Genomic DNA, 22,419 nt, shown 5'->3' with positions numbered 1-22,419 from the left:
GAACGATGCGCGTCCGAAGATGACGCTAAGGTGAAGCGATGAAGGCTCTCGTTCTCTCCGGCGGCACTGGATCCCGCCTGAGGCCGATCACACACACATCGGCAAAACAGCTCGTCCCGGTGGCCAACAAGGCCGTCCTTTTCTACGGGCTCGAATCGCTCGCCGACGCGGGAATCACCGAGGTCGGCATCATCGTCGGTGACACCGCGGCGGAGATCGAGGAGGCGGTGGGCGACGGGTCGAAGTTCGGCCTGAAGATCACCTACATCCCGCAGGACCGTCCCCTCGGACTGGCCCACGCCGTACTGATCGCGCGCGAGTACCTCGGCGACGACGACTTCGTGATGTACCTCGGTGACAACTTCATCGTCGGCGGCATCACCGGACTCGTCGAGGGCTTCCAGGCCAACAAGCCCGACGCGCAGATCCTGCTCACCCACGTGCCCGACCCCCGCTCCTTCGGCGTCGCCGAACTCAGCGAATCCGGCCAGGTCATCGGCCTGGAGGAGAAGCCGGAGCATCCCAAGAGCGACCTCGCTCTGGTCGGTGTCTACCTCTTCACGCCCGCCATCCACGACGCCGTGCGCGCCATCAAGCCGTCCTGGCGCGGCGAGCTCGAGATCACCCACGCCATCCAGCAGCTGATCGACGACGGCGCCGACGTGCGCTCCTCGGTCATCCACGGCTACTGGAAGGACACGGGCAACGTCGTCGACATGCTCGAGGTCAACCGGACCGTCCTGGAGAGCATGGACCGCCGTATCGACGGCGAGGTCGACGACGTCTCCGAGACCATCGGCCGCGTGGTCATCGAGGAAGGCGCGCGCATCGAGCGTTCGCGCATCGTCGGACCCGTCGTCATCGGTTCCGGAACCGTCGTGAGCGACTCCTACGTCGGACCGTTCACCTCGGTCGCGGAGAACTGCAGCATCACGGACAGTGAGCTGGAGTTCTCCATAGTGCTCCAGGACTCGTCCATCGCCGGGGTGGGCCGGATCGAGTCCTCGCTCATCGGCAAGCACGTCGAAGTGACCCCCGCTCCGGGGGTACCCAGCGCCCACCGCCTCGTTCTCGGAGACCACAGCAAGGTGCAGATCCGTTCATGAATCTCCTCGTCACCGGCGCCGCCGGCTTCATCGGTTCCACGTACGTCCGCACGCTCCTCGCCTCGGACGCCCCTGACGCGCCCCGCATCACGGTGCTGGACAAGCTCACGTACGCCGGCACGCTCGAGAACCTCGAACTCGGCCATCCCCGCCTCGAGTTCGTCCAGGGCGACATATGCGACGCCGAACTGGTCGACAAGCTGATGGCCGAGGCGGACCAGGTCGTCCACTTCGCCGCCGAGTCCCACGTGGACCGCTCGATCAACGGCGCCGCCGACTTCGTCCGCACCAACGTGGTGGGCACCCAGGTCCTGCTGGACGCGGCCCTGCGCTACCGCACCCCGTTCGTGCACATCTCCACCGACGAGGTCTACGGCTCCATCGAGTCCGGCTCCTGGCCCGAGACCCACCCCCTCGCGCCCAACTCGCCGTACTCCGCGTCGAAGGCGTCCTCGGACCTGCTCGCCCTGGCCTACCACCGCACCCACGGCCTGGACGTCCGCGTCACCCGCTGCTCGAACAACTACGGGCCGCACCAGTTCCCCGAGAAGGTCATCCCGCTGTTCGTCAGCAACCTCCTCGACGGCAAGAAGGTCCCGCTCTACGGCGAGGGCCTCAACGTCCGCGACTGGCTGCACGTCGAGGACCACTGCCAGGGCATCGAGCTGGTGCGCACCAAGGGCCGGGCCGGCGAGGTCTACAACATCGGCGGCGGCACCGAGCTGAGCAACAAGGAGCTCACGGGTCTCCTGCTCGAGGCGTGCGGCGCCGACTGGGACCGGGTCGAGCGCGTCGAGGACCGCAAGGGCCACGACCTGCGCTACTCCGTCGACTGGTCCAAGATCCGCGACGAGCTCGGCTACACCCCGAAGCACGACTTCACCACGGGCCTCGCCGACACCGTCGCCTGGTACCGCGACAACCGCTCCTGGTGGGAGCCCCTCAAGGCCCGGGTGGAGCGCGTCTGATGAAGTGGCTGGTCACCGGTGCCGGCGGGATGCTCGGCCACGATGTGCTGGAGGAACTCGCCCGGCGCGGTGAGCAGTTCGTCGGTCTCGACCGCGCCGCCCTGGACATCACCGACCCCGCGTCGGTGGACCGGGCGTTCGCGGAGCACCACCCCGACGTGGTGGTGAACTGCGCGGCGTACACCGCCGTGGACGACGCCGAGATCGACGAGGAGCGGGCCCTTCGCATCAACGGCGAGGGGCCCCGGCTCCTCGCCCGCGCCTGCGCCGCCTCGGGCGCGCGGCTGGTGCACGTCTCCACCGACTACGTCTTCGACGGCGAGGCCCGCAGCACGCCGTACCCGGAGACCCATCCCACCGCACCCCGCACCGCGTACGGCCGGACCAAACTCGCCGGGGAGCAGGCCGTGTTGGCGGAACTGCCCGGTGCGAGCGCGGTCGTGCGCACGGCTTGGCTGTACGGAGCCTGTGGGGGTAACTTCGTCCGCACGATGATCGGGCTGGAGGCACGTCGCGACACTCTCGACGTCGTCGACGACCAGCGCGGTCAACCGACCTGGACCGCCGACGTCGCCGTACGGATCGCCGATCTCGGCGCCCGTATCGGCCAAGTCGAAGGCGCGCACGGGGTGTTCCACGCGACCAGCTCCGGCGAGACCAGCTGGCACGGTTTCGCACAGGAGGTGTTCCGGCTCATCGACGCCGATCCGGAGCGCGTACACCCCACCACCAGCGCGGCCTTCGTCCGTCCCGCGCCCCGCCCCGCCTACAGCGCCCTCGGGCACGAGCGGTGGCGGGAGGTCGGTCTGGAACCGCCGAGGGACTGGCGGTCCGCCCTGCACGAAGCACTTCCTCACATCCGCAAGGAGATTTCTTCGTGAAACGTCATGAGTTCCTGCGGGGGCTCCACAAGTCAACCGCGAACCGCAACTACCTGGAGATCGGCGTCAACGACGGCCGCAGCCTGACGCTCTCCCGGGTGCCCAGCGTCGCGATCGATCCCGCGTTCAAGGTGGTCACGGAGATCCGCTGTGACGTCCACCTGGCCAAGGCGACCAGCGACGACTTCTTCGCTCGGGAGAACCCGCTGGTCCACCTGCGCGGCGGTCGGCACCCCCTGCGTCAACTGGCCCGCAACCGCAGCCCGTTGGGCTGGTGGCGGACCACCACGCTGGATCTGTCGTTCATCGACGGCATGCACCTGTTCGAGTACGCGCTGCGCGACTTCATCAACGTGGAGAAGCACTCGGACTGGGCCAGCGTCATCGTCTTCGACGACATGCTGCCGCGCAGCATCGACGAGGCCGCCCGGGACCGGCACACCGACGCCTGGACCGGTGACGTCTACAAGCTGGTCGAGATCCTCGCCCGCTACCGTCCCGACCTGGTGACGGTCCTGGTCGACACGCAGCCCACCGGCCAGCTCGTGGTCTTCGGCGCTGATCCCACCAGCACGGTCCTCAAGGACAAGTACGACGAGATCGTCGCCGAGTTCGAGGTCCCGGACCCGCAGAAGGTGCCCGAGGCGATCCTGGAGCGCACTACCGCGGTGAAGCCCGAAGCACTGCTCGGTGCCGGCTTCTGGGGCCCCCTCGCCAAAGCGCGGGACCGCGGGACCAAGCGGTCCCGCGGCTGGGAGCCCCTGCGCCGCTCGGTGGAGCAGCTCAGCGTCAGTCGCTGAGCCGGCCACTCCGCAGTCGCTCGTAGTAGGCGGAGCAGTCCGCGTAGGACGGAAGAAGTCCTGACTGCTCCGCCTCTGCCAGTGTCGGCGCCTCCGCGTCCTTCTCCGACAGCACCGGCTCGAAGCCCTCGGGCCAGGCGATGCCCAGCGCCGGGTCGAGCGGATTGATCCCGTGCTCACGGCCGGGCGCGTAGCCCGTCGAGCAGAGGTAGACGACCGTCGCGTCGTCGGTCAGGGCCATGAACGCGTGCCCGAGACCCTCCGCGAGGAACACGGCGTGCTTGGTCTCGTCGTCCAGCCGGACGGCCTCCCACTGACCGAACGTGGGAGAGCCGACGCGGATGTCCACGACCACGTCGAGGACGGCGCCGCGCACGCACTTCACATACTTCGCCTGGCTCGGCGGCACGTCGGAGAAGTGCACTCCGCGCACCACACCGCGCCGCGAGACCGAGCAGTTTGCCTGGGACAGAGCCAGGTCGTACCCGGTGGCCTCGCGGAACTCCTCGCCGCGGTACCACTCGTGGAAACTGCCCCGGTCGTCAGGGAAGACCTTGGGTTCCAGGACCCAGGCGCCTTCAATCCCCAGTGATCGCACGTTCTCTTGTCCTCCGACTTGCTCGGGCACTGCTGCTGGTCCGGGTACCGCGACGGGTGCGGGTACCGCTACTTGTTCAGGGCGCGCTTCAGCTTGCGGGCCACGCGGCGGGCCAGCCCCGGCTTGGGCTTGGCGGCCACCGGCTTCGGCGCGGGCTTCGGCTCGGCGGACTTGGGGGCCTTCGGCGCCGCCTCCACCCGGATACCGCCCGCGTCACCGGTCAGCCGGACCGGCAGTGCCAGGAAGCGCTGCCCGGTGGCGGACGGGGTCAGGCACACCGACGCGTTCCACGCCGCGTCCTTCAGCTCGGCGGCCGGCACCTCGGCCGCCAGCCGCGCGCCGGAGGACTCGGGGGAGACCACACCGGGCACGTCCAGCGTCGTACCGGACGACTTGTGGGTCAGCCGCAGCAGTACGTCGGTGGTGGCGGGGACGTAGAAGGGGAGCAGTACGCCGACGCGGGCGCCGGTGACGGTGAAGTCGCCGGGCTTGAGGTCGGCGAGGCCGAGGCGCTTGCTCGCCTTGTCCACGTCCAGGGAGAAGTTGCCGTGCGGCTCCGTGTAGTACGGGAGCAGGACCTGGCCGCTGACGACACCGGCGTGTCCGGCGTTCTCGCCGTGCTGCGGGACGGGGCCGAGGCGGCACTCCTTGTTCCAGGAGCCGATGACGATACGGACGTACGTGTCCCAGAGGCCGCTGCTCAGCGGGGAGCCGCCGGCCGCGGTGGCCGGGTCGACGGTGGCCGTGGCGTGCAGGACCAGGCGGACGCCGTCGCCGTCGGGGACCGTCTCCTGCGAGATCTGCACGGGCTGGAAGTGGGAGGCGGCGCTGGTGCGTTCGCGGACGACGAGGTCGGCCGTGGCCTTCTTGAAGACGTGGGTGGCGTCGGCCGTCAGCATGCCGGTCGCCTCGGCGAGGGTCTTCGGCTCCGGGTGCTTGGGCGCGGGGGCGCCCTCGGCGGGGAAGATCGCCGGCTTGCCGTCGATGACGAACTCGGCCTGGTAGTGGACCAGGAGCTTGCCGTCCCGCCACTCGATCTCGCCGGGAACCGCCTGCGGCTTGAGGGAGGCCTCCCACTTGGCGAGTTCGACGAGGTCGTCGTAGCGGTCGGCCGCGGCGAGGGCGGCGACGACCCGTAGGCGCGGGCCGAGACCGGCCGCGACGCCGGGGCCGAAGCGCTCGGTCATGACCCCGCGGATCTCCTTGAGGAGTTCGCGGCGGTAGTCGTCGGGGGCCTTGAGGAGGCGGCCGCCGCCGAGGCGCTCCATCATCTCGACGCGCAGCCAGCGGCGGAAGATCTTGTCGCGGGCCGCACCGGGCTCGGTGTACTTCTCGACGACGTCGAGGGCCTCGCGCAGGTTCTTGAAGTAGCCGACGGGGTCGAAGCGCTGGAAGCCGGCGTTCGAGGCGTCCTCGCGCTTGATGTGGTAGTAGCAGACGTAGTCGCTGAGCACGGCGACGTTGTCCGCGGCGAGGTAGGCCTCGGTCACGAAGACGTGGTCCTCAAGACGCCGGCGCCCTTCCGGGAACCGCAGGTTGATGCGGTCGAGGAACGCGCGGCGGAGCATCTTGTGCGGGGTGAGGCTGTCCATCAGCGGCGCGGTCGCGACCGACGCGTGCGGGTAGTTCTTGCGGAACAGCTCCACCGGCACGGCGCGGCCCTTGCCGGCCATCTTGCCGACGATGACGTCGGCGCCGTTGGCCACGCCGTAGTCGTACATCCGCTCCAGGGCCTCGTCGCCGAGGTAGTCGTCGTTGTCGACGAACATGACGAACTCGCCCTGGGACGCGGCGATGCCGACGTTCCGGGGCTTGCCCGACCAGCCCGAGGCCTCCTGGTGGATGACGTGCATGTGGGGGTGCTCGGCGGCGATCTCGTCGAGCCGCGCGGGTGTGCCGTCCGTCGAGCCGTCGTCGACGAAGATCGCCTCGTACTCATCGTTGGGCAGCGACTGCCTGAGGAGAGAGGAGATGCAGTCCTCGATATAAGGCCCTGGGTTGTACACAGGGACGACGACACTGACCTTGACCGACATCCGGCTACTAGCCCCCTTGTTTGCGCCGCCCGTCCCCTGTTGTGGAACGGCGCGGTGGGCTGATGCTAACCCGGTCCGTCCCGATGCCGCCCATTGGGCTGGTGTTGGGCAACGGTTCACCCGGCGTCGGCGGAAGTCAGCTCACGCCGTGGGTCTTGGCCAGAAGTTCCAGGACTTCGGCGGAGGTGCCCGTCTCGCCCAGGCGCGGGAAGATCCGCTCGATGCTGTGGGTGTGCGCGACCGTGTCCAGGTCGCTCATCGCGTCCGTGGCCAGGGTCACGTGGTAGCCGTGCTCGTGGGCCGCGCGGGCGGTGGACTCGACGCCGATGCTGGTGGCGATGCCGGTCAGCACGATCTGCGTGACGCCGCGGCGGCGCAGCTGCACATCGAGGTCGGTGCCGTGGAAGGCGCCCCAGTTCCGCTTGGTGATCCGGATGTCGGCGGGGTGCCCGGCCAGATCGTCCACGATGACGTCCCAGCCCTCGGGACGGGCCCCGCCGCCGGCACGCTGCTGCTCGGTACGGCCGGGCACGGCGTCCGCGCCGTCCTCGGCGAAGCTGACCCGGACCAGGACCACCGGAAGGCCGGCCGCCCGGAAGGCGTCGGCGAGTTCGACGGTCCGTGCGACGACCTCGGGACCGCTGTACGGCTGGGTCGGGGCGCCGACGATGCCGCCCTGGAGGTCGATCACGACGAGGGCGGTACGCGGGTCGAGCGTGGTGAGTGCCATGGGAGGGGCCTTTCAGGAGATACGGGGGATTGCGTGGGTCAGGCGGCTTGCGGGGTGAGGGTGCGCAGCGAACGGTCCGGCAGGGTGATCGCCAGGAGCAGCGCCGACCCGACGGCCATGAACAGGGCCAGGCCGTGCAGCCCCGGAGTGTCGGCGCGGTGCGGGAAGAAGGCCGCGGTGGCCGCCGACGCTGCCAGTGCGCCCAGGTACATGAAGGTGCGCAGCAGCCCGGCGGCGGACGCGATGCGCGTGGGCTCGGCCTGCCGGTACAGCGCGTTCTGCCCGGCCAGCCCGAGCAGGCCCTGCGGTACGCCCAGCACCGCGCCGACGGCCAGCAGCAGCCAGACCGGGCTGCCGGAGTTCACCAGCAGCAGCGAGGCACAGCCCACGACCTGGACGGCACCGCCGACGAGCAGCTTGGCGCGGACCGCCTCACGGCGCCCGGTGAGGGAGGAGACGCCGAGCGCGGTGGCCGACAGCGGCAGCAGGATGAGCCCGGCGGTGGAGGCCCGCAGCCCGCGCCCCTCCTCCAGCCACTGCGTGTAGCCGTAGAGGAAGGCGTACGACGTCGTGTACGCGAGGAACTGGCGGACGTAGGTGGTCACCAGGGGGAGGTTGCCGCCGAGGACGCGCAGGTCCACGAAGGGTTCCGGGACGCGCAGTTCGCGCCGCGCGAAGGCGATCGCCGCGACGGCGGAGAGGACCGGGAGATACCACTCGGAGAGCTTCGGGGCGGTCAGGAACATCATCAGCGAGACCAGCGTCACCGCGAACAGGAGCATGCCGGGCGGGTCCACGTCGCGCCGGGTCTCCGCGGTCTCCTTGCCCGGCTTCGGGAGTCGCAGCGCGCCGAGGACCAGGCAGGCCAGGGACAGCGGCACGTTGACGGTGAAGATGGCGCGCCAGCCGCCGACGCCGATGAGGAAGCCGCCGAGCGTGGGTCCGATCACCGACACCGTCTGCGCGGAGACGGCCAGCGCGGTGAGGACACCGGCGGGGCTGTCCTTGCCGGTGCGTTCGGCCTCGCTGCGGGTGAGCTGCATCGCGGCCGGATACGCGGCCGAGGTGCCGAACCCGAGCAGGACCCGGGCGGCGATCAGCACGCCGAGCGACGGCGCGAGGGCGCCCGCCACACCGGCGATGCCGACCAGGGCCGTACCGATGAGATAGAGACGCCGGGGTCCGTACATGTCGACGAGCCGCCCGATGACCGGCTGCCCCACGGCGGTGGCCAGATACAGCGCCGAGACCAGCCACACCGTCTCCGAGGGCGGGGCCCCGAAGGCGACCCCGATGGGCACGAGGGCCACGGCGATCATCGAGGAGTTGATCGGGTTCAGTACGGAACCGAGGACCATCGGCGCGATCAGGCGCCGGTCGAAGCCGCTCGGCGCGGGGCGTGCGGCCCGCGGCGCCAGGGTGAGCTTCGGTATCACTGCTCCGACAGCCGTTCCATCAGCCCCAGGGCCTTGAGGATGGTCTGCCGCTCCTGCTCCGTGTACCGGTCCTCGAAGGCGCGGGCCAGCCACTCGGAGCGCACCTGCATGTTGTCCTCGATGCGCGCGCGGCCGGCCTCGGTGAGGGTGACGAGGTGCCTGCGGCCGTCGTCGGGGTCGGGGCTGCGGCGGATGAGGCCGTGCTGGTCGAGGGCGGCGAGCGTGGCGGCCATCGACTGCGGCCTGACCCCCTCGGCGGACGCCAGGGCGCTGGCAGTCGCCGCGCCGTGCTTGCCGACCAGGGTGAGCGCCGACTCCTGTGAGGGGGTGAGGTCCTCGTCGGTCGCGACCTCCCGGATCCTGCGGCGCAGCCGACTGAGCACGACCCGCAGATCGCGGGCGGACCGCGCCGCCGAGTCGGAGACGCCCGCCGGTGTCTCCAGGGGTTCATGTGCCATGCCTCCACCGTAGAACTGGCCAGGGCAAACTGTCCAGCCACGACTGAACAGTCTGGACTGTAGATCTCGTACGGCCCCGCCGACTCCTCCGGAACGACGGCCGCACCCCTACCCTGAGACCGTGCGTCTGCTGCTCATGTCCGACACCCACATCCCCAAGCGCGCGAGGGAACTCCCCGCGCAGCTCCTCGCCGAACTCCCGCGCGCCGACGTCGTGTTCCACGCCGGCGACTGGGTCGACACCGCCACCCTCGACCTGCTGGAGAGCCGCAGCCGCCGGCTCGTCGCGGTCCACGGCAACAACGACGGCCCCGCCCTGCGCGCCCGGCTCCCCGAAGTGGCCCACGTGGAACTCGACGGCCTGCGCTTCGGCGCCGTCCACGAGACGGGCCCCGCCCAGGGCCGCGAGGCGCGTTGCGCGGCGCGCTTTCCCGACCTGGACGTGCTGGTCTTCGGGCACAGCCACATTCCCTGGGATACGACGGCCGCGGGCAGGCCGCGTCTGCTGAACCCGGGCTCTCCGACGGACCGGCGACGGCAGCCGTACTGCACATACATGACGGCGAGGGTGGACGCGGGCGCGTTGACGGACGTCGTGCTGCACCGGTTGCCGCCGAGAAGCTGACCGCCGTGGCGGGAGCGGTCGCCGGTCCAATGGAGGACGAGGGCGGTTCGCGGAGGGGATGCTCAGCGCGGGCGGGTGGCCCGGCTACGGACTGCGCACCTCGCGGTTCCGGATGGTCCGGCCCAACTGCCCGTCCAACGGCTGCTGTTGGCGAGGGCGGCCGACGCCGCCGGGTACGGCACCGCCCGCGTCACCGCCCCGCGCCCCGATGGATCGCCCCCGCCGTCCCCGTCAACGGCGTTCCCGTCCCGCCCCATCGCAGCGCGATGATCTCCGCGGCCACGGACACGGCCACCTCCTCGGGTGTACGGGCGCCGAGGTCCAGCCCGACCGGTGACCGCAGGCGGGCCAACTCGCCCTCGTCCAGGCCGGATTCGCGCAGGCGCCGGATACGGTCGTCGTGCGTACGGCGGCTGCCCATCGCCCCGATGTACGCGGCCGGCCGGCGCAGCGCCTCCTCCAGCAGCGGTACGTCGAACTTCGGGTCGTGGGTCAGAACGCAGATCACCGTCCGCTCGTCGGTGTCCGTGCCGTGCAGATAACGGTGCGGCCAGTCCACGACCACCTCCACACCCGCCGGAAACCGCCGCGGCGTGGCGAACACCGGCCGGGCGTCGCACACGGTGACCCGGTAGCCGAGGAAGTCACCGATGCGGGCGACCGCCGCCGCGTAGTCGATCGCGCCGAAGACCAGCATCCTGGGTGGCGGAGCGAAGGAGTGCAGGAAGACGCTGACGGAATCCTCACGCCGCTCACCATGAGGCCCGTAGTGCCGCAACCCGGTTGCACCGAGGGCGAGTTCACCACGGGCGTCGGCCGCCACCGCGATGTCCAGGCCGCTTGTGCCGAGGGTGCCCAGAGTGCGGGCAGTGCCGGGCCGGGTCGGGGTTCCAGAAGCCCCGACGGCACCGGTCCCCCCGGAACCACCACCATCGCCCCCCGCCCCCTCCGCCCAAACGGCGAGCGTGGCCCCCCGCACCGCCGGCCCGTCGACCACCGTCGCCACCGTCACCGGCTCACCCGCGGCGACCGACCGGGCCACCGCCCCGAACGAGGGATCGACCTCGGGCGAGACCGGCCGGACCAGCACGGTGATCTCCCCGCCGCAGGTGAGCCCCACCGCGAAGGCGTCCGCGTCGCTGTACCCGAAGGTCTCCAACCGGGCCTCGCCGCCGGCCACGACCTCCCGCGCCAGCTCGAAGACCGCCCCCTCCACACACCCGCCCGACACACTCCCCACGACCTCGTCACCCGGCCCCACCGCCATCGCCGCCCCGGGATCACGCGGCGCGCTGCGACTGACGGCGACCACCGTGGCCAGGCCGAACGGGGCCCGCGCGGCGTACCAGCCGCTCAGTACCGGGAGAAGGTCACGCATGCTCGGCTCCTGTCACCACCACCGCCGGAACGCCGCAAGCGTCGCATCCAGCCCCTCACCCGAACCGGAACGCCACGCGCCGACCTCCCGGCCCTCGCGTGCACCGGCCCTGAGCCCGCCCCGCCGAAATCCCGTTGCCCCCACCCCACCCCGCCTGCTGCACTACCACCCACTACCCACCAGCCATCACCACCAAGGAGCCCTGAGATGCGCGCACCCCTCATGTCCGCCCAGGAAGGAAAGCCCCCCTCACCAAAGGACATGACACCAGGTGCACTTGCTCAACCTCGGCATCCTCGCGCACGTCGACGCAGGTAAGACCAGCCTCACCGAGCGCCTGCTGCACTCGGCCGGCGTGATCGACGAGATCGGCAGCGTCGACGCGGGCAACACTCGTACCGACACCCTCGCGCTGGAGCGGCGACGCGGTATCACCATCAAGTCGGCCGTCGTCTCCTTTCCGGTGGACGACGTGACCGTCAACCTCATCGACACCCCCGGCCACCCGGACTTCATCGCCGAGGTGGAGCGCGTCCTGGGCGTGCTCGACGGCGTCGTCCTGGTCGTCTCGGCCGTCGAGGGCGTCCAGCCGCAGACCCGTGTCCTGATGCGCACGCTCCAGCGGCTCCGCATCCCCACCCTCCTCTTCGTCAACAAGATCGACCGACGAGGGGCGCGCTACGACGACCTCCTCCCGGAGATGTCGGAGCGGCTCAGGGCCGCCGTCGTACCGATGGGCTCGGTCGACGGCCTCGGGACACGTGACGCGCGGTTCGTTCCGGGTCTCGACCAACGTGCCCCGGCCGTCCTCGCCGAGCACGACGACGAACTGCTCACCGCCTATGTCGAGAACACCCTGTCCCACGACCTCCTGCGCGCGGCCCTCGTCGCCCAGACCCGCCAAGTCCTCGTGCATCCCGTCTACTTCGGCTCCGCCATCACCGGCGCCGGCGTCGACGCGCTGATCACCGGCATCGAGGAACTCCTCCCGGCCGCCGAGGGCGACCCCCAAGGCCCGCTCTCCGGCACGGTGTTCAAGGTCGAACGTGGACTCGCGGGGGAGAAGATCGCCTACGCGCGGATGTTCTCCGGCACCCTCCGCATCCGGGACCGGATCACCTTCGGCGGCTTTGGCGAGGAGGGCAAGGTCACCGCGATCAGCGTCTTCGACCACGGCACGGACGCCGAGTGCGACGCGGTCCCGGCGGGCCGGATCGGCAGGCTGCGCGGGCTCGGGGACATCCGGATCGGCGACTCGATCGGCGTACCGCACAAGGAGGTCGGGCATGTCTTCGCGCCGCCGACCCTGGAGACCGTCGTCGTCCCGGGGCCGGACGCCGACCGCCGCGCCCTGCACCTGGCGCTGACCCGCCTCGCCGAACAGGACCCGCTGATCGGCCTGCGCCACGACGAGGTGCGCGGAGAGACCGCCGTGTCCCTCTACGGCGAGGTCCAGAAGGAGGTCATCCAGGACACCCTGGCCGACGAGTTCGGGGTGCACGTCACCTTCCGCGAGACGACTCCGCTGTGCATCGAGCGGCCCATCGGGACAGGCGAGGCGGTCGAGTACAACAAGAAGGACGCGAACCCTTTCCTCGCCACCGTCGGCCTGCGCGTCGCACCCGGCCCGGTCGGCTCGGGCGTCCGCTTCGAGCTGGAGGTGGAGCTGGGCGCGATGCCGTACGCCTTCTTCAAGGCGGTCGAGGACACCGTGCGCGAGACGCTCGGGCAGGGGCTGCACGGCTGGCAGGTCACCGACTGCGTGGTCACCATGACGCACTCCGGCTACTCGGCCCGGCAGAGCCACGCCCACCAGGGCTTCGACAAGAGCATGTCGAGCACCGGCGCCGACTTCCGCGGCCTGACCCCGCTGGTCCTCGTCGAGGCGCTGCGGCGCGCGGGGAGCCAGGTGTACGAGCCGCTGCACCGGTTCCGCGCCGAGGCCCCGGCCGACACCCTCGCCGCCCTGCTGCCGGTGCTGGCCGCGGTGCGCGCCGTACCGCAGACCACGGAGACGCACGGGGACCTCTGTGTGCTGGAGGGCGAGGTGCCGGCGGCTCATGTGCACGGGCTGGAGCGGCAGTTGCCGGGGCTGACGCGCGGGGAGGGCGAGTGGGAGAGCGCCTTCGACCACTATGCCCCGGTCGCGCAGGGCGTCGTACCGGAGCGGGCGCGCACGGATCACAACCCGCTGAACCGGAAGGAGTATCTGTTGCACGTGACGCGTCGGCTCTCCTGATGTGTCAACAGGGCTGGTGGCGCGCATACTTACCCGTGAGTCAGAAGTGTTGACAGTGTCCGGAATTCCCCGGACTGTAGTGGACATGACGAATGTCCGGGCGCGCTTGATCGTGATCCTGGTTGTCCTCTGCGGATTCCTGTCGGTGGCGGGCGCGGGTCCCGCCTCCGCCGCCACCCCCACCGACTCCCTCTGGTTCGACGGCTCACCGCTGACTGTGCAGAACGGCGGCTTCGTCGACGGCTACGGCCGCCAGGTCGTGCTGCGCGGCTACAACGTCTCCGGTGAGACCAAACTGGAGGAGAACAGCGGCCTCCCCTTCGCGTCGGTCGCCGACGCGAAGAAGTCCGCCACCGCGCTGCGTGCCCTCGGCGGCGGCAACTCGGTCCGCTTCCTGCTGTCCTGGGCGCACGCCGAACCCGTACGCGGCCAGGTCGACACCACCTACCTGGCCGCCGCGACCGCGCAGATGCAGGCGTTCCTCGACGCCGGCATCCGCGTCTACCCCGACTTCCACCAGGACCTCTACTCCCGCTACCTGTTCAACACCGGCAGCTGGTACACGGGCGACGGCGCCCCCAAGTGGGCCGTGGCGCTGGGGAGTTATCCCCAGGAGTCCTGCGGGATCTGCCTCTTCTGGGGCCAGAACATCACCCAGAACTCGGCCGTGACCAAGGCGCAGTACGACTTCTGGCACAACAACTACGGCGTCCAGGACGCCTTCCTCGTCACCGCGCAGTCCACGATGACGTACATCCAACAGCACCTGACCACCGACGAGTTCGCGGGCGTCGTCGGCTTCGACCCGTACAACGAGCCCTTCGCGGGCACCTATGACTCCGGCCAGACCAGTCGTACGTGGGAGCAGAACCTCCTCTGGCCGTTCTATGTGAAGTTCCGGGCCCGGATGGACGCGGCCGGCTGGACGGCCAAGCCCGCGCTCGTGGAGCCGAACCTGTTCTGGAACTCCAACATCTCCACCCAGGTGCAGGAGGGCGGACTCCTCGACGCGGGCACGCTCGGGCCGCGGTACGTCTTCAACACCCACTTCTACGACCAGAAGGCGATCTCCGGCATCCTGATGTGGGGCAACGCGGCCGACGGGCAGTACGCGACCGACTTCGGGACGGTCCGTGACCGGGCCGCCGCGGCCGGCACCGCCGCCATCGTCAGCGAGTTCGGGCATCCGCTGTCCGGCACCGTCGCGGGCAAGGCGCCCACTGTCCTCAAGGCGATGTACCAGGCCCTCGACTCCCGCCTGCCGGGGTCGAGTTGGTGGTCCAACCCGGCCGGCTCAGGTCCGGTCCTCTCCGGCACGCAATGGCAGTGGGACATCTACAACGGCCGCCACGACGAGCTGATGAACGACAACCCCGACAAGGTGCTCACCTCCGGCGACGCCTGGAACGACGAGGACCTCTCCGCCGTCGACATGACCGCCTCCGGCACGGTGACACTCCGTCAGGACGCCCGGCTGCTCGACCGGATCTACCCGAGCGCGACCGCCGGCACCACCGTCGCCTTCACCTACGAGGACCGGTCCCGCGACGGCTCGACGACCCTCACCTGGAACCCGGTCCCGAGTTCGCTCCCGAACACTTCCTCACTGGTCGGCTCCGGCCAGTACGGCCTGCTCATGTGGCGCTCCAACAGCTCCACCGCGCCGACCGAACTCCACCTCCCGGCGTCCTTCCCGGCCGCGTCCACCACCGTGGTCTCCGACCTGGGAGCCGTCTCGGGCGTGCCGGCGTACACGTCGTCGACCCCCGTCGGCTACGCCGGCGAACCGGGCGGCACCGGCAGCCACCGCCTGCTGCTCTCCGCCACCGGCTCGGGAACCCTGCACTACGCCCTGATCACCAACGGCGCGACGAGCCCCTCCTCGACCCTCCTGAACGCGGCCAGGTCCGAACTGACCGCCTGGGCGGCGGCACACAGCTGAGCACCACGGGGCGCCGGTCTTCCCCTGGGCCGGCGCCCCTTCGTATACATGTGAAGACATCCGAACAAACACAGATTCGGAGTGAATTTGATGAGAAGTGAGGAAGGAGTGCTCTTTTCCGCAAGACCACGGACACGACAAGATTGGCCGGTGGACAACGAGACAGGGGTGTGACAGTGGCGGGCAGGCTCAAGGCGCCGACCGGTCGTTACGGCGGCAAGTCCGCCGAGGAGCGGCAGGCCGAGCGGCGCGGACGCTTCCTGGACGCCGCGCTCCAGCTGTTCGGCGACACCCCCGGCTACCGCGCCACGACCGTCGCCGCGCTCAGCGAGGCCGCGGGCCTGTCCACCCGGCAGTTCTACGAGGAGTTCCGCGGCCTGGAGGACGTGCTTGCGGCTCTCCACCTCCGGGTCAACGACTGGGCCGAGGAAGCCGTCCTCACCGCGCTCACCGCCGCCGAGGGCCTGCCGATCGCCGAGCGCTCCACCGCGATCTTCCAGGCCTACGCGGCGAACGTCACCGCCGATCCGCGCCGCATCCGCATCACCTTCGTCGAGATCATCGGCGTCAGCCCCCGGCTGGAGGAACAGCGGCTGGCCCGCCGCGCCCGCTGGATCAACCTCATCTGCGGCGAGGCGAGGGCCGCCGCCCTGCGCGGGGAAGCGGCCCGCCGCGACTACCGCATCGCCGCGACGGCCTTCATCGGCAGCGTCAACGGCCTCCTCCACGACTGGAGCGCGGGCTGGGTCGACGCCACGCTCGACGAGGTCGTCGAGGAACTCGTCCGGCAACTGCTCGGCATCATGCAACCGCCGGGCTGGGACGGCTAGTTCGAGACGTCGTCGGCCGCCGCGTACCCGTCGAGGCGGCGGGCCAGTGCCCGGACGAGATCACGCAGAGCGGCCGGACGCTCGACGACGAACGGCCGGTCCACGGCGGCGAGCACGGCCGGGATCCACTCCAGCCGCTCGGCCCGGATCCGGACGTGGACCCAGTCGTCGTCCGCCGCGCCCGCGGGTGCGGACAGGGTGGCGATCCCGGGCGGGAGATGCGCGCGGATGTGCGGGACACCGCCCTGGATCCGCACCGCCACATCGTGCGTCCACGGCGTGCTCGCGAGGCTGTCCAGCACCGTGGCCGCCGGTTCGAAATCGGCCGGGACGTCGAACGAACCCGACTCCACGCGCAGGCCCGTGATCCGGTCCAGCCGGAACGTGCGCACCTCCCTGTCGACGGGGTCCGCGCCGGTCAGGTACCACCGCCCGGCATGCGCCACGAGGCCGTAGGGCAGGACGGTACGGTCGCTCGCCCGGCCCTTCCGGTCGGTGTAGGCGAGGGCGACCGGCCGCCGGTGGAGCGCCGCCTCGGCGAGTTCGAGGAGCACGCCCGTCTCCGGGGCGTTGGCGGTACGGGATTGCGCGGTGAAGTCGGCCGTGTCCAGCAGGGCGTCCAGCCGTCGGCGCAGGGCGGCGGGCAGCACCCGCAGCAGTTTCGCCGTGGCGCTCTCGCCCGCTGCCGTGGACGTGGTGACGAGCCCCGCCTTCCGGCCTGCCAGCAGCCCCAGCACCACGGCCAGGGCCTCCTCGTCCGTGAGCATCAGCGGGGGCATCCGATAGCCGGGAGCGAGCCGGTAGCCGCCGTGGCGACCGCGCACCGAGTCGACCGGCACCCCCAGTTCCAGCAGATGGCCGACGTAGCGGCGCACCGTGCGTTCGTCGACGTCCAGCCGGGCGGCCAGGTCGGGGACGGTACGGAGGCCGCCGCCCTGGAGGATCTCCAGCAGGGCGAGCACGCGCGCGGTCGAAGTGGTCACCCGGAAAGTCTGCCTCGGATACCGGGCGGAAGCTGTCCGGTATTGGTCCTAGCGTGAGAGACGCCCCTTCACGCGGCACCGCATCCGACAGGAAGACCCTCATGAACTTCGTCTCGATCCGTGTCATCACCGACGACGTGGCCCGCCTCGTCGGCTTCTACGAACAGGTCACCGGCGTCACGGCCACCTGGTCGACCCCCGACTTCGCCGAACTCACCACGCCCGCCTGCACATTGGCCATCGCGAGCACGCATACGGTGGCCCTGTTCGGCACCGGCTCCGCGCGCCCCGCCGCCAACCACTCGGTGATCACCGAGTTCCGCGTCGCCGACGTCGACGCCGAGTACGAGCGGCTGGCAGCCCTCGACTGCGCGTTCGTCCAGAAGCCGACGACGATGCCGTGGGGCAACCGGTCCCTCCTCTTCCGGGACCCCGACGGCAACCTGATCAACTTCTTCACGCCGGTCACCCCCGAGGCGCTGCGAAGGCAGGCGCGCTAGGCGTACTCGTCGAGCGCGGGCGCGACCCCGGCCCGCGCCGGACGATATCCCGCCCCCTGGATCACGAGCGGGGGACGCCAAGTGCCCCTCGTGTCACAGCCGTTGACTTAGTTCTCCGGTGGCTCTACTTTCAGCGCGCCGTCTGGTTCGGTAACCCGATCCTCGTTCGAGATCTCGAAAATATCGGCAAAGGAGCCGTATGTTTCGCACCCTCGTCCTGCGCGCCCTGGCGATGGCCGCAGCAGCAGTCACCCTGCTTCTCATCGCCGGACCCTCGCCCGTGGACCCCCTCCGGGCGGCCCCGGTCGCCTCGACGACCCGCCAGATCGCCGTCCCCACCGCCCCGATGGGCTGGGCCTCCTGGAACAGCTTCGCGTCGAAGATCGACTACACCGTCATCAAGCAGCAGGTCGACGCGTTCGTCGCCTCGGGCCTCCCGGCGGCCGGCTACAAGTACATCAACATCGACGAAGGCTGGTGGCAGGGCACCCGGGACAGCGCGGGCAACATCACCGTCGACACCGGCGAGTGGCCCGGCGGGATGAGCGCCATCGCCGCCTACATCCACAGCAAGGGCCTCAAGGCCGGCATCTACACCGACGCGGGCGCGAACGGATGCGGCTACTACTACCCCACGGGCCGCCCCGCCGCCGCGAACACCGGCAGCGAGGGCCACTACGACCAGGACATGCTCCAGTTCTCCCAGTGGGGCTTCGACTTCGTGAAGGTCGACTGGTGCGGCGGCGACGCCGAGGGCCTCGACGCGGCCACCGCGTACAAGGCGATCAGCGCCTCGGTCGCCAAGGCCACGGCCACCACCGGCCGCGCGCTGACCCTCTCGATCTGCAACTGGGGCAACCAGAACCCCTGGAACTGGGCCCCCGGCCTCGCCCCCATGTACCGGACGAGCACGGACATCATCTACTACGGCAACTCGCCGTCGACGACGAACATGCTCTCCAACTTCGACCAGGGCCTGCACCCGACCGCCCAGCACACGGGCTACTACAACGACCCCGACATGCTGATGGTCGGCATGCCCGGCCTCACCGCCACCCAGAACCGCACCCACATGGCGCTCTGGGCGATCTCCGGCGCCCCCCTCCTCGCCGGCAACGACCTCACGACCCTCACCACCGAGACCACCGGCATCCTCACCAACCCCGAGGTGATCGCGGTCGACCAGGACCCGCGCGGCCTCCAGGGCGTCAAGGTCGCCGAGGACACGACCGGACTCCAGGTCTACGGCAAGGTCCTCTCCGGCCTCGGCAACCGCGCGGTCACCCTCCTCAACCGCACCTCCGCCGCCCAGAACATCACCGTCCGCTGGTCCGACCTCGGCCTGACCACCGCGTCCGCCACCGTCCGCGACCTGTGGTCCCGCACGAACATCGGTACCTACGGCACGAGTTACACGGCCAGCGTCCCGGCCGGCGGCTCCGTGTTCCTGAAGATCAGCGGCGGCACCGAAGCGGCGAGCACCACCTACACCGCCACCTCCACCGGCAAGTACACCGGCGTCAACGCGGCGAACACCGGCCTGAACGTCGTCGACGTCACCTACACCAACACCGGGTCCACGGCCGTCACCGGCACCCTCTCCGTCAACGGCCAGACCGCCACGACGGTCTCCTTCCCGCCGACCGGCTCCGGCGCGGGCACCGTCTCGGTGCAGGCCGACCTGTCCAAGGGATCGGCCAACTCCCTCACGCTGAGCGGCAGTTCACTCCCGACCCTGGGGGCCGTCAACGTCCAGCCGATCCCGGGCACGAACGGCTCCCTGGTCGTCGGCAAACAGTCCGGCCGCTGCGCCGACGTCTACAACAACACCATCACCAACGGCACCCAGGCCGAGATCTGGGACTGCAACGGCGGCCAGAACCAGGCCTGGACGTACACCTCCCGCAAGGAACTCGTGGTCTACGGCACCAAGTGCCTGGACGCCTACAACAACGGCACCATCAACGGCACGAAGGTCGTCATCTGGGACTGCAACGGCCAGAACAACCAGAAGTGGACCGTGAACTCCGACGGCACCCTCACCAACGTCAACGCGGGCCTCTGCCTGGACGCGTCCGGCGCCGCCACGGCCAACGGCACCCAGCTGATCCTGTGGACCTGCGGCACGGCCGACAACCAGAAATGGACGCTGACATAGCCGTACCGGGCCGCCTGTCGGCACATCGCCCCGCCGGTCGTCAGGACCGGCGGGACACGCGTGCCTAGGGGAACGCGAGGGCGACCAGGCCGGTCGCCGCGAGCAGGGCGCACGCCAACAGGCAGCAGGCGAGGGCGCGTTGCCGCAGTCGCCGGTACGTCTCCTCGTACTCCTCCCGCAGGTGACGGCCCCGCTCGGCCGTCCGCTGCCACGACAGCCGGGTGAGAGCCAGGTACTCCGCCTCGAACTCCCGCTCCACCTCGGCCCGTTGCCCGTCGGTGAGCCAGTCGAGCCGCGCCGTGAACCGGGCGGCGGCGGTACGGCCCTCCGCGTGGGCGGCGGCGATCAGCAGATGTCCCTCGATGTCGTTGAGGAAGGCCCGGGTATCGACGGGGTGCTCGTCCATCGCGGTCACCGGGACGTCAACTCCCGTTCCAGAGCCGGAATATCGGCGTGATGGAGATCGAAGGCGGGGGACTCGCTGCGGATGCGGGGGAGCGTGACGAAGTTGTGGCGCGGCGGCGGGCACGAGGTCGCCCACTCCAGGGAACGGCCGTAGCCCCACGGGTCGTCGGCCTCGACCTTCCTGCCGTACTTGGCCGTCTTCCACACGTTGTAGAGGAACGGCAGGATCGACAGGCCCAGCAGGAACGAGAAGATCGTCGACACCGTGTTGAGGGTCGTGAGGCCCTCCACCGCCAGATAGTCGGGTATCCGGCGCTGCATCCCGTTCACGCCCAGCCAGTGCTGGACCAGGAAGGTGCCATGGAAGCCGATGAACAGCGTCCAGAAGGTGAGTTTGCCGAGGCGCTCGTCGAGCATCTTGCCGGTCATCTTCGGCCACCAGAAGTGAAAGCCGGAGAACATCGCGAACACCACGGTGCCGAAGACCACGTAGTGGAAGTGGGCCACGACGAAGTACGAGTCGGAGGTCGAGAAGTCGAGCGGCGGGGACGCGAGCATCACGCCGGTCAGGCCGCCGAACACGAAGGTGATGAGGAAGCCGGTGGCCCAGAGCATCGGGGTCTCGAAGGACAGGGAGCCCTTCCACATGGTGCCGATCCAGTTGAAGAACTTCACGCCCGTGGGCACGGCGATGAGGAACGTCATGAAGGAGAAGAACGGCAGCAGCACACCGCCGGTGACGTACATGTGGTGGGCCCACACCGTCACGGACAGGCCGGCGATGGAGATGGTCGCGGCGACCAGACCCATGTAGCCGAACATCGGCTTGCGGGAGAAGACCGGGATGACCTCGGAGATGATGCCGAAGAACGGCAGCGCGATGATGTACACCTCTGGATGGCCGAAGAACCAGAAGAGGTGTTGCCACAGCAACGCACCGCCGTTGGCCGCGTCGAAGACATGTGCCCCGAATTTCCGATCCGCCTCCAGCGCGAAGAGCGCGGCGGCGAGGACGGGGAAGGCCAGCAGGACCAGGACGGCGGTCAGCAGCACGTTCCACACGAAGATCGGCATGCGGAACATCGTCATGCCCGGTGCGCGCATGCAGATGATCGTGGTGATGAAGTTGACCGCACCGAGGATCGTGCCGAAGCCGGAGAAGGCCAGACCCATGATCCACATGTCGGCGCCGACACCGGGTGAGCGGACCGCGTCCGACAGCGGGCTGTAGGCGAACCAGCCGAAGTCGGCAGCGCCCTGCGGGGTGAGGAAGCCACCCACCGCGATGGTGGAGCCGAAGAGATACAGCCAGTACGCGAACATGTTCAGCCGGGGGAACGCGACGTCCGGCGCCCCGATCTGGAGCGGCATGATCCAGTTCGCGAAGCCCGCGAACAAGGGTGTCGCGAACATCAGCAGCATGATCGTGCCGTGCATCGTGAACGCCTGGTTGAACTGCTCGTTGGACATGATCTGGAGGCCCGGTCTGGCGAGTTCGGCGCGCATCAGCAGCGCCATGACGCCACCGATCAGGAAGAACCCGAACGCCGTGACCAGGTACAGCGTGCCGATCGTCTTGTGGTCCGTGGTCGTCAGCCACTTGATGCTCTTGAGGTCTCTCACGCCCCGCCTGTGTCCGCGCCCGGCCCGAGCGTCACACTTGCCGGACGCGAGGAGAATCACGGAATCGGGTGTGACGATCGCACCGGTGCCGGACACGAACGGGACATGAGCAACGACGAGAACTTCGCCGCTGCCTATCGCGAGCACTACTGGGCGGTCAGCCGCTATGTTGCGCGGCGACTGGACGGGCGGAGCGGCGAGGTCGAGGAAGTGGTGGCGGAGGTCTTCACCGTCGCCTGGCGCCGCCGTGCGGATCTGCCGGCGGTTCCGCTGCCCTGGCTGTACGGGGTGGCCCGCAACTGCCTGGCCAACGCGGTGCGGGGGTACGGGCGGCGGCGTCGGCTCGTCGATCGGCTGGGCAACGACGAGGTCGCGCATGGGCGGCAGGTCGAGGTGGGTCCCGACGCGGATGCCCCCGGCGGCTGGGTGCACGAGGCGCTCGCGCGGTTGTCGTCGGCCGATCAGGAGGTGTTGCGGCTCACGGCGTGGGAGGAGCTGGGGGTGGAGGAGGTCGCCGTGGTCCTTGGGTGTGGTGTGCGGGCCGCGGCCATGCGGTTGCATCGGGCGCGGCGGAGGCTGAGAGCGGAGATCGACCGGCTCGCGGTGCTGGGAGGTTCGGGGTGCTGAACGTTCCTGGTCCCGCGCTGTGTTGTCGGTCGGCTGCCGCGCCGTCGTGGCCGGTCGCGCCCACGCGGCGGAGCCGTACATCGATGCCGCCCGCGC

Annotated in this window: 20 protein-coding genes; 11 read left to right on the top strand and 9 right to left on the bottom strand. The window is 70.0% G+C overall.

Annotation, left to right across the window (positions count from 1 at the left end):
* The first annotated feature begins 38 nt into the window (after window positions 1-38).
* The 4 genes from ACIRB1_RS00890 to ACIRB1_RS00875 are packed head-to-tail and all read left to right on the top strand — an operon-like array spanning window position 39 to window position 3,755.
* Complete coding sequence (locus ACIRB1_RS00890; protein WP_352184782.1) at window positions 39-1,106, top strand: glucose-1-phosphate thymidylyltransferase; 1,068 nt, start codon at window positions 39-41, stop codon at window positions 1,104-1,106.
* Window positions 1,103-2,074: a dTDP-glucose 4,6-dehydratase gene (gene rfbB, locus ACIRB1_RS00885; protein ID WP_352184783.1), complete on the top strand. Its 972-nt coding sequence runs from the start codon at window positions 1,103-1,105 to the stop codon at window positions 2,072-2,074. Before ACIRB1_RS00890 ends, rfbB begins: the two co-directional genes overlap by 4 nt.
* Complete coding sequence (rfbD, locus tag ACIRB1_RS00880) at window positions 2,074-2,955, top strand: dTDP-4-dehydrorhamnose reductase (protein WP_403464038.1); 882 nt, start codon at window positions 2,074-2,076, stop codon at window positions 2,953-2,955. Before rfbB ends, rfbD begins: the two co-directional genes overlap by 1 nt.
* Complete coding sequence (locus ACIRB1_RS00875) at window positions 2,952-3,755, top strand: class I SAM-dependent methyltransferase (protein WP_403464037.1); 804 nt, start codon at window positions 2,952-2,954, stop codon at window positions 3,753-3,755. The genes rfbD and ACIRB1_RS00875 overlap by 4 nt, the downstream gene beginning before the upstream one ends.
* On the opposite strand, the gene rfbC is transcribed toward ACIRB1_RS00875, so the two are convergent.
* From rfbC to ACIRB1_RS00850, 5 genes are all read right to left on the bottom strand, one after another.
* Window positions 3,745-4,353 carry a dTDP-4-dehydrorhamnose 3,5-epimerase gene (gene rfbC, locus ACIRB1_RS00870; RefSeq protein WP_352184785.1) on the bottom strand — a complete coding sequence of 203 codons (609 nt, stop codon included), beginning with the start codon at window positions 4,351-4,353 and terminating at the stop codon, window positions 3,745-3,747. The two genes, ACIRB1_RS00875 and rfbC, sit on opposite strands and share 11 nt — an antisense overlap.
* Before the next feature lie 68 nt (window positions 4,354-4,421).
* Complete coding sequence (locus ACIRB1_RS00865; protein ID WP_403464035.1) at window positions 4,422-6,389, bottom strand: glycosyltransferase family 2 protein; 1,968 nt, start codon at window positions 6,387-6,389, stop codon at window positions 4,422-4,424.
* 136 nt (window positions 6,390-6,525) lie between these two features.
* Window positions 6,526-7,119 carry a hydrolase gene (locus ACIRB1_RS00860; RefSeq protein ID WP_403464034.1) on the bottom strand — a complete coding sequence of 198 codons (594 nt, stop codon included), beginning with the start codon at window positions 7,117-7,119 and terminating at the stop codon, window positions 6,526-6,528.
* Between the two features lie 38 nt (window positions 7,120-7,157).
* Complete coding sequence (locus ACIRB1_RS00855) at window positions 7,158-8,555, bottom strand: MFS transporter (RefSeq protein WP_403464033.1); 1,398 nt, start codon at window positions 8,553-8,555, stop codon at window positions 7,158-7,160.
* Window positions 8,552-9,013, bottom strand: coding sequence for a MarR family transcriptional regulator (locus ACIRB1_RS00850; RefSeq protein ID WP_352184789.1), 462 nt, complete (start codon window positions 9,011-9,013; stop codon window positions 8,552-8,554). Before ACIRB1_RS00850 ends, ACIRB1_RS00855 begins: the two co-directional genes overlap by 4 nt.
* A 121-nt stretch (window positions 9,014-9,134) precedes the next feature.
* On the opposite strand from ACIRB1_RS00850, the gene ACIRB1_RS00845 reads away from it, so the two are divergent.
* Window positions 9,135-9,638 (top strand): metallophosphoesterase family protein, encoded by a 504-nt coding sequence (locus ACIRB1_RS00845; protein ID WP_403464032.1) that lies wholly within the window; start codon window positions 9,135-9,137, stop codon window positions 9,636-9,638.
* Window positions 9,639-9,828: 190 nt separating this feature from the next.
* On the opposite strand, the gene ACIRB1_RS00840 is transcribed toward ACIRB1_RS00845, so the two are convergent.
* On the bottom strand, window positions 9,829-11,016 hold the full coding sequence (locus ACIRB1_RS00840; RefSeq protein ID WP_403464031.1) for an XdhC family protein: 1,188 nt from the start codon (window positions 11,014-11,016) through the stop codon (window positions 9,829-9,831).
* Window positions 11,017-11,287: 271 nt separating this feature from the next.
* Here ACIRB1_RS00840 and ACIRB1_RS00835 point away from each other — a divergent pair, with 271 nt between their 5' ends.
* The 3 genes from ACIRB1_RS00835 (at window position 11,288) to ACIRB1_RS00825 (ending at window position 16,027) form a co-directional block, all read left to right on the top strand.
* A complete protein-coding gene (locus ACIRB1_RS00835; protein ID WP_403464030.1) occupies window positions 11,288-13,255 on the top strand; it encodes a GTP-binding protein in 1,968 nt (655 codons plus the stop codon).
* An 85-nt stretch (window positions 13,256-13,340) separates the two neighbouring features.
* A complete protein-coding gene (locus ACIRB1_RS00830; RefSeq protein ID WP_403464028.1) occupies window positions 13,341-15,197 on the top strand; it encodes a cellulase family glycosylhydrolase in 1,857 nt (618 codons plus the stop codon).
* 176 nt (window positions 15,198-15,373) lie between these two features.
* Window positions 15,374-16,027: a TetR/AcrR family transcriptional regulator gene (locus tag ACIRB1_RS00825; RefSeq protein ID WP_352184794.1), complete on the top strand. Its 654-nt coding sequence runs from the start codon at window positions 15,374-15,376 to the stop codon at window positions 16,025-16,027.
* On the opposite strand, the gene ACIRB1_RS00820 is transcribed toward ACIRB1_RS00825, so the two are convergent.
* Window positions 16,024-17,010, bottom strand: a complete 987-nt coding sequence (locus ACIRB1_RS00820) for a helix-turn-helix transcriptional regulator (RefSeq protein ID WP_403464027.1) — start codon at window positions 17,008-17,010, stop codon at window positions 16,024-16,026. The two genes, ACIRB1_RS00825 and ACIRB1_RS00820, sit on opposite strands and share 4 nt — an antisense overlap.
* Before the next feature lie 101 nt (window positions 17,011-17,111).
* Between ACIRB1_RS00820 and ACIRB1_RS00815 the strand changes: the two genes are divergently transcribed.
* Entirely contained in the window at window positions 17,112-17,510 is a 399-nt protein-coding gene (locus ACIRB1_RS00815; protein WP_403464026.1) for a VOC family protein, read from the top strand.
* A 199-nt stretch (window positions 17,511-17,709) separates the two neighbouring features.
* Complete coding sequence (locus ACIRB1_RS00810; protein WP_403464025.1) at window positions 17,710-19,668, top strand: ricin-type beta-trefoil lectin domain protein; 1,959 nt, start codon at window positions 17,710-17,712, stop codon at window positions 19,666-19,668.
* Window positions 19,669-19,732: 64 nt separating this feature from the next.
* Here ACIRB1_RS00810 and ACIRB1_RS00805 read toward each other — a convergent pair whose 3' ends face one another.
* The gene (locus ACIRB1_RS00805; protein WP_403464873.1) at window positions 19,733-20,074 is read right to left on the bottom strand and encodes a hypothetical protein; all 342 of its coding nucleotides are present in this window, start codon (window positions 20,072-20,074) and stop codon (window positions 19,733-19,735) included.
* Window positions 20,075-20,079: 5 nt separating this feature from the next.
* Window positions 20,080-21,696, bottom strand: a complete 1,617-nt coding sequence (gene ctaD / locus ACIRB1_RS00800; protein WP_403464024.1) for a cytochrome c oxidase subunit I — start codon at window positions 21,694-21,696, stop codon at window positions 20,080-20,082.
* Between the two features lie 105 nt (window positions 21,697-21,801).
* Here ctaD and ACIRB1_RS00795 point away from each other — a divergent pair, with 105 nt between their 5' ends.
* Window positions 21,802-22,323: a sigma-70 family RNA polymerase sigma factor gene (locus ACIRB1_RS00795; RefSeq protein ID WP_352178290.1), complete on the top strand. Its 522-nt coding sequence runs from the start codon at window positions 21,802-21,804 to the stop codon at window positions 22,321-22,323.
* The last annotated feature ends 96 nt before the right edge of the window (window positions 22,324-22,419 follow it).

The organism is Streptomyces sp. NPDC096013, from assembly GCF_044763565.1.
Lineage (GTDB): Bacteria > Actinomycetota > Actinomycetes > Streptomycetales > Streptomycetaceae > Streptomyces.
The sequence above is the reverse complement of the archived record's forward strand: the minus strand, read 5'-3'. Positions and strand labels throughout refer to the sequence as shown.

What these genes read in the sequence shown, in the direction of transcription:
- ACIRB1_RS00840 (WP_403464031.1), bottom strand. Translation starts at nt 11,016, where the DNA reads ATGCGTGACCTTCTCCCGGTACTGAGCGGCTGGTACGCCGCGCGGGCC.
- ACIRB1_RS00795 (WP_352178290.1), top strand. Translation starts at nt 21,802, where the DNA reads ATGAGCAACGACGAGAACTTCGCCGCTGCCTATCGCGAGCACTACTGG.
- rfbD (WP_403464038.1), top strand. Translation starts at nt 2,074, where the DNA reads ATGAAGTGGCTGGTCACCGGTGCCGGCGGGATGCTCGGCCACGATGTG.
- ACIRB1_RS00890 (WP_352184782.1), top strand. Translation starts at nt 39, where the DNA reads ATGAAGGCTCTCGTTCTCTCCGGCGGCACTGGATCCCGCCTGAGGCCG.
- ACIRB1_RS00850 (WP_352184789.1), bottom strand. Translation starts at nt 9,013, where the DNA reads ATGGCACATGAACCCCTGGAGACACCGGCGGGCGTCTCCGACTCGGCG.
- ACIRB1_RS00805 (WP_403464873.1), bottom strand. Translation starts at nt 20,074, where the DNA reads ATGGACGAGCACCCCGTCGATACCCGGGCCTTCCTCAACGACATCGAG.
- ACIRB1_RS00815 (WP_403464026.1), top strand. Translation starts at nt 17,112, where the DNA reads ATGAACTTCGTCTCGATCCGTGTCATCACCGACGACGTGGCCCGCCTC.
- ACIRB1_RS00860 (WP_403464034.1), bottom strand. Translation starts at nt 7,119, where the DNA reads ATGGCACTCACCACGCTCGACCCGCGTACCGCCCTCGTCGTGATCGAC.
- ACIRB1_RS00830 (WP_403464028.1), top strand. Translation starts at nt 13,341, where the DNA reads ATGACGAATGTCCGGGCGCGCTTGATCGTGATCCTGGTTGTCCTCTGC.
- ACIRB1_RS00810 (WP_403464025.1), top strand. Translation starts at nt 17,710, where the DNA reads ATGTTTCGCACCCTCGTCCTGCGCGCCCTGGCGATGGCCGCAGCAGCA.
- ACIRB1_RS00865 (WP_403464035.1), bottom strand. Translation starts at nt 6,389, where the DNA reads ATGTCGGTCAAGGTCAGTGTCGTCGTCCCTGTGTACAACCCAGGGCCT.
- rfbB (WP_352184783.1), top strand. Translation starts at nt 1,103, where the DNA reads ATGAATCTCCTCGTCACCGGCGCCGCCGGCTTCATCGGTTCCACGTAC.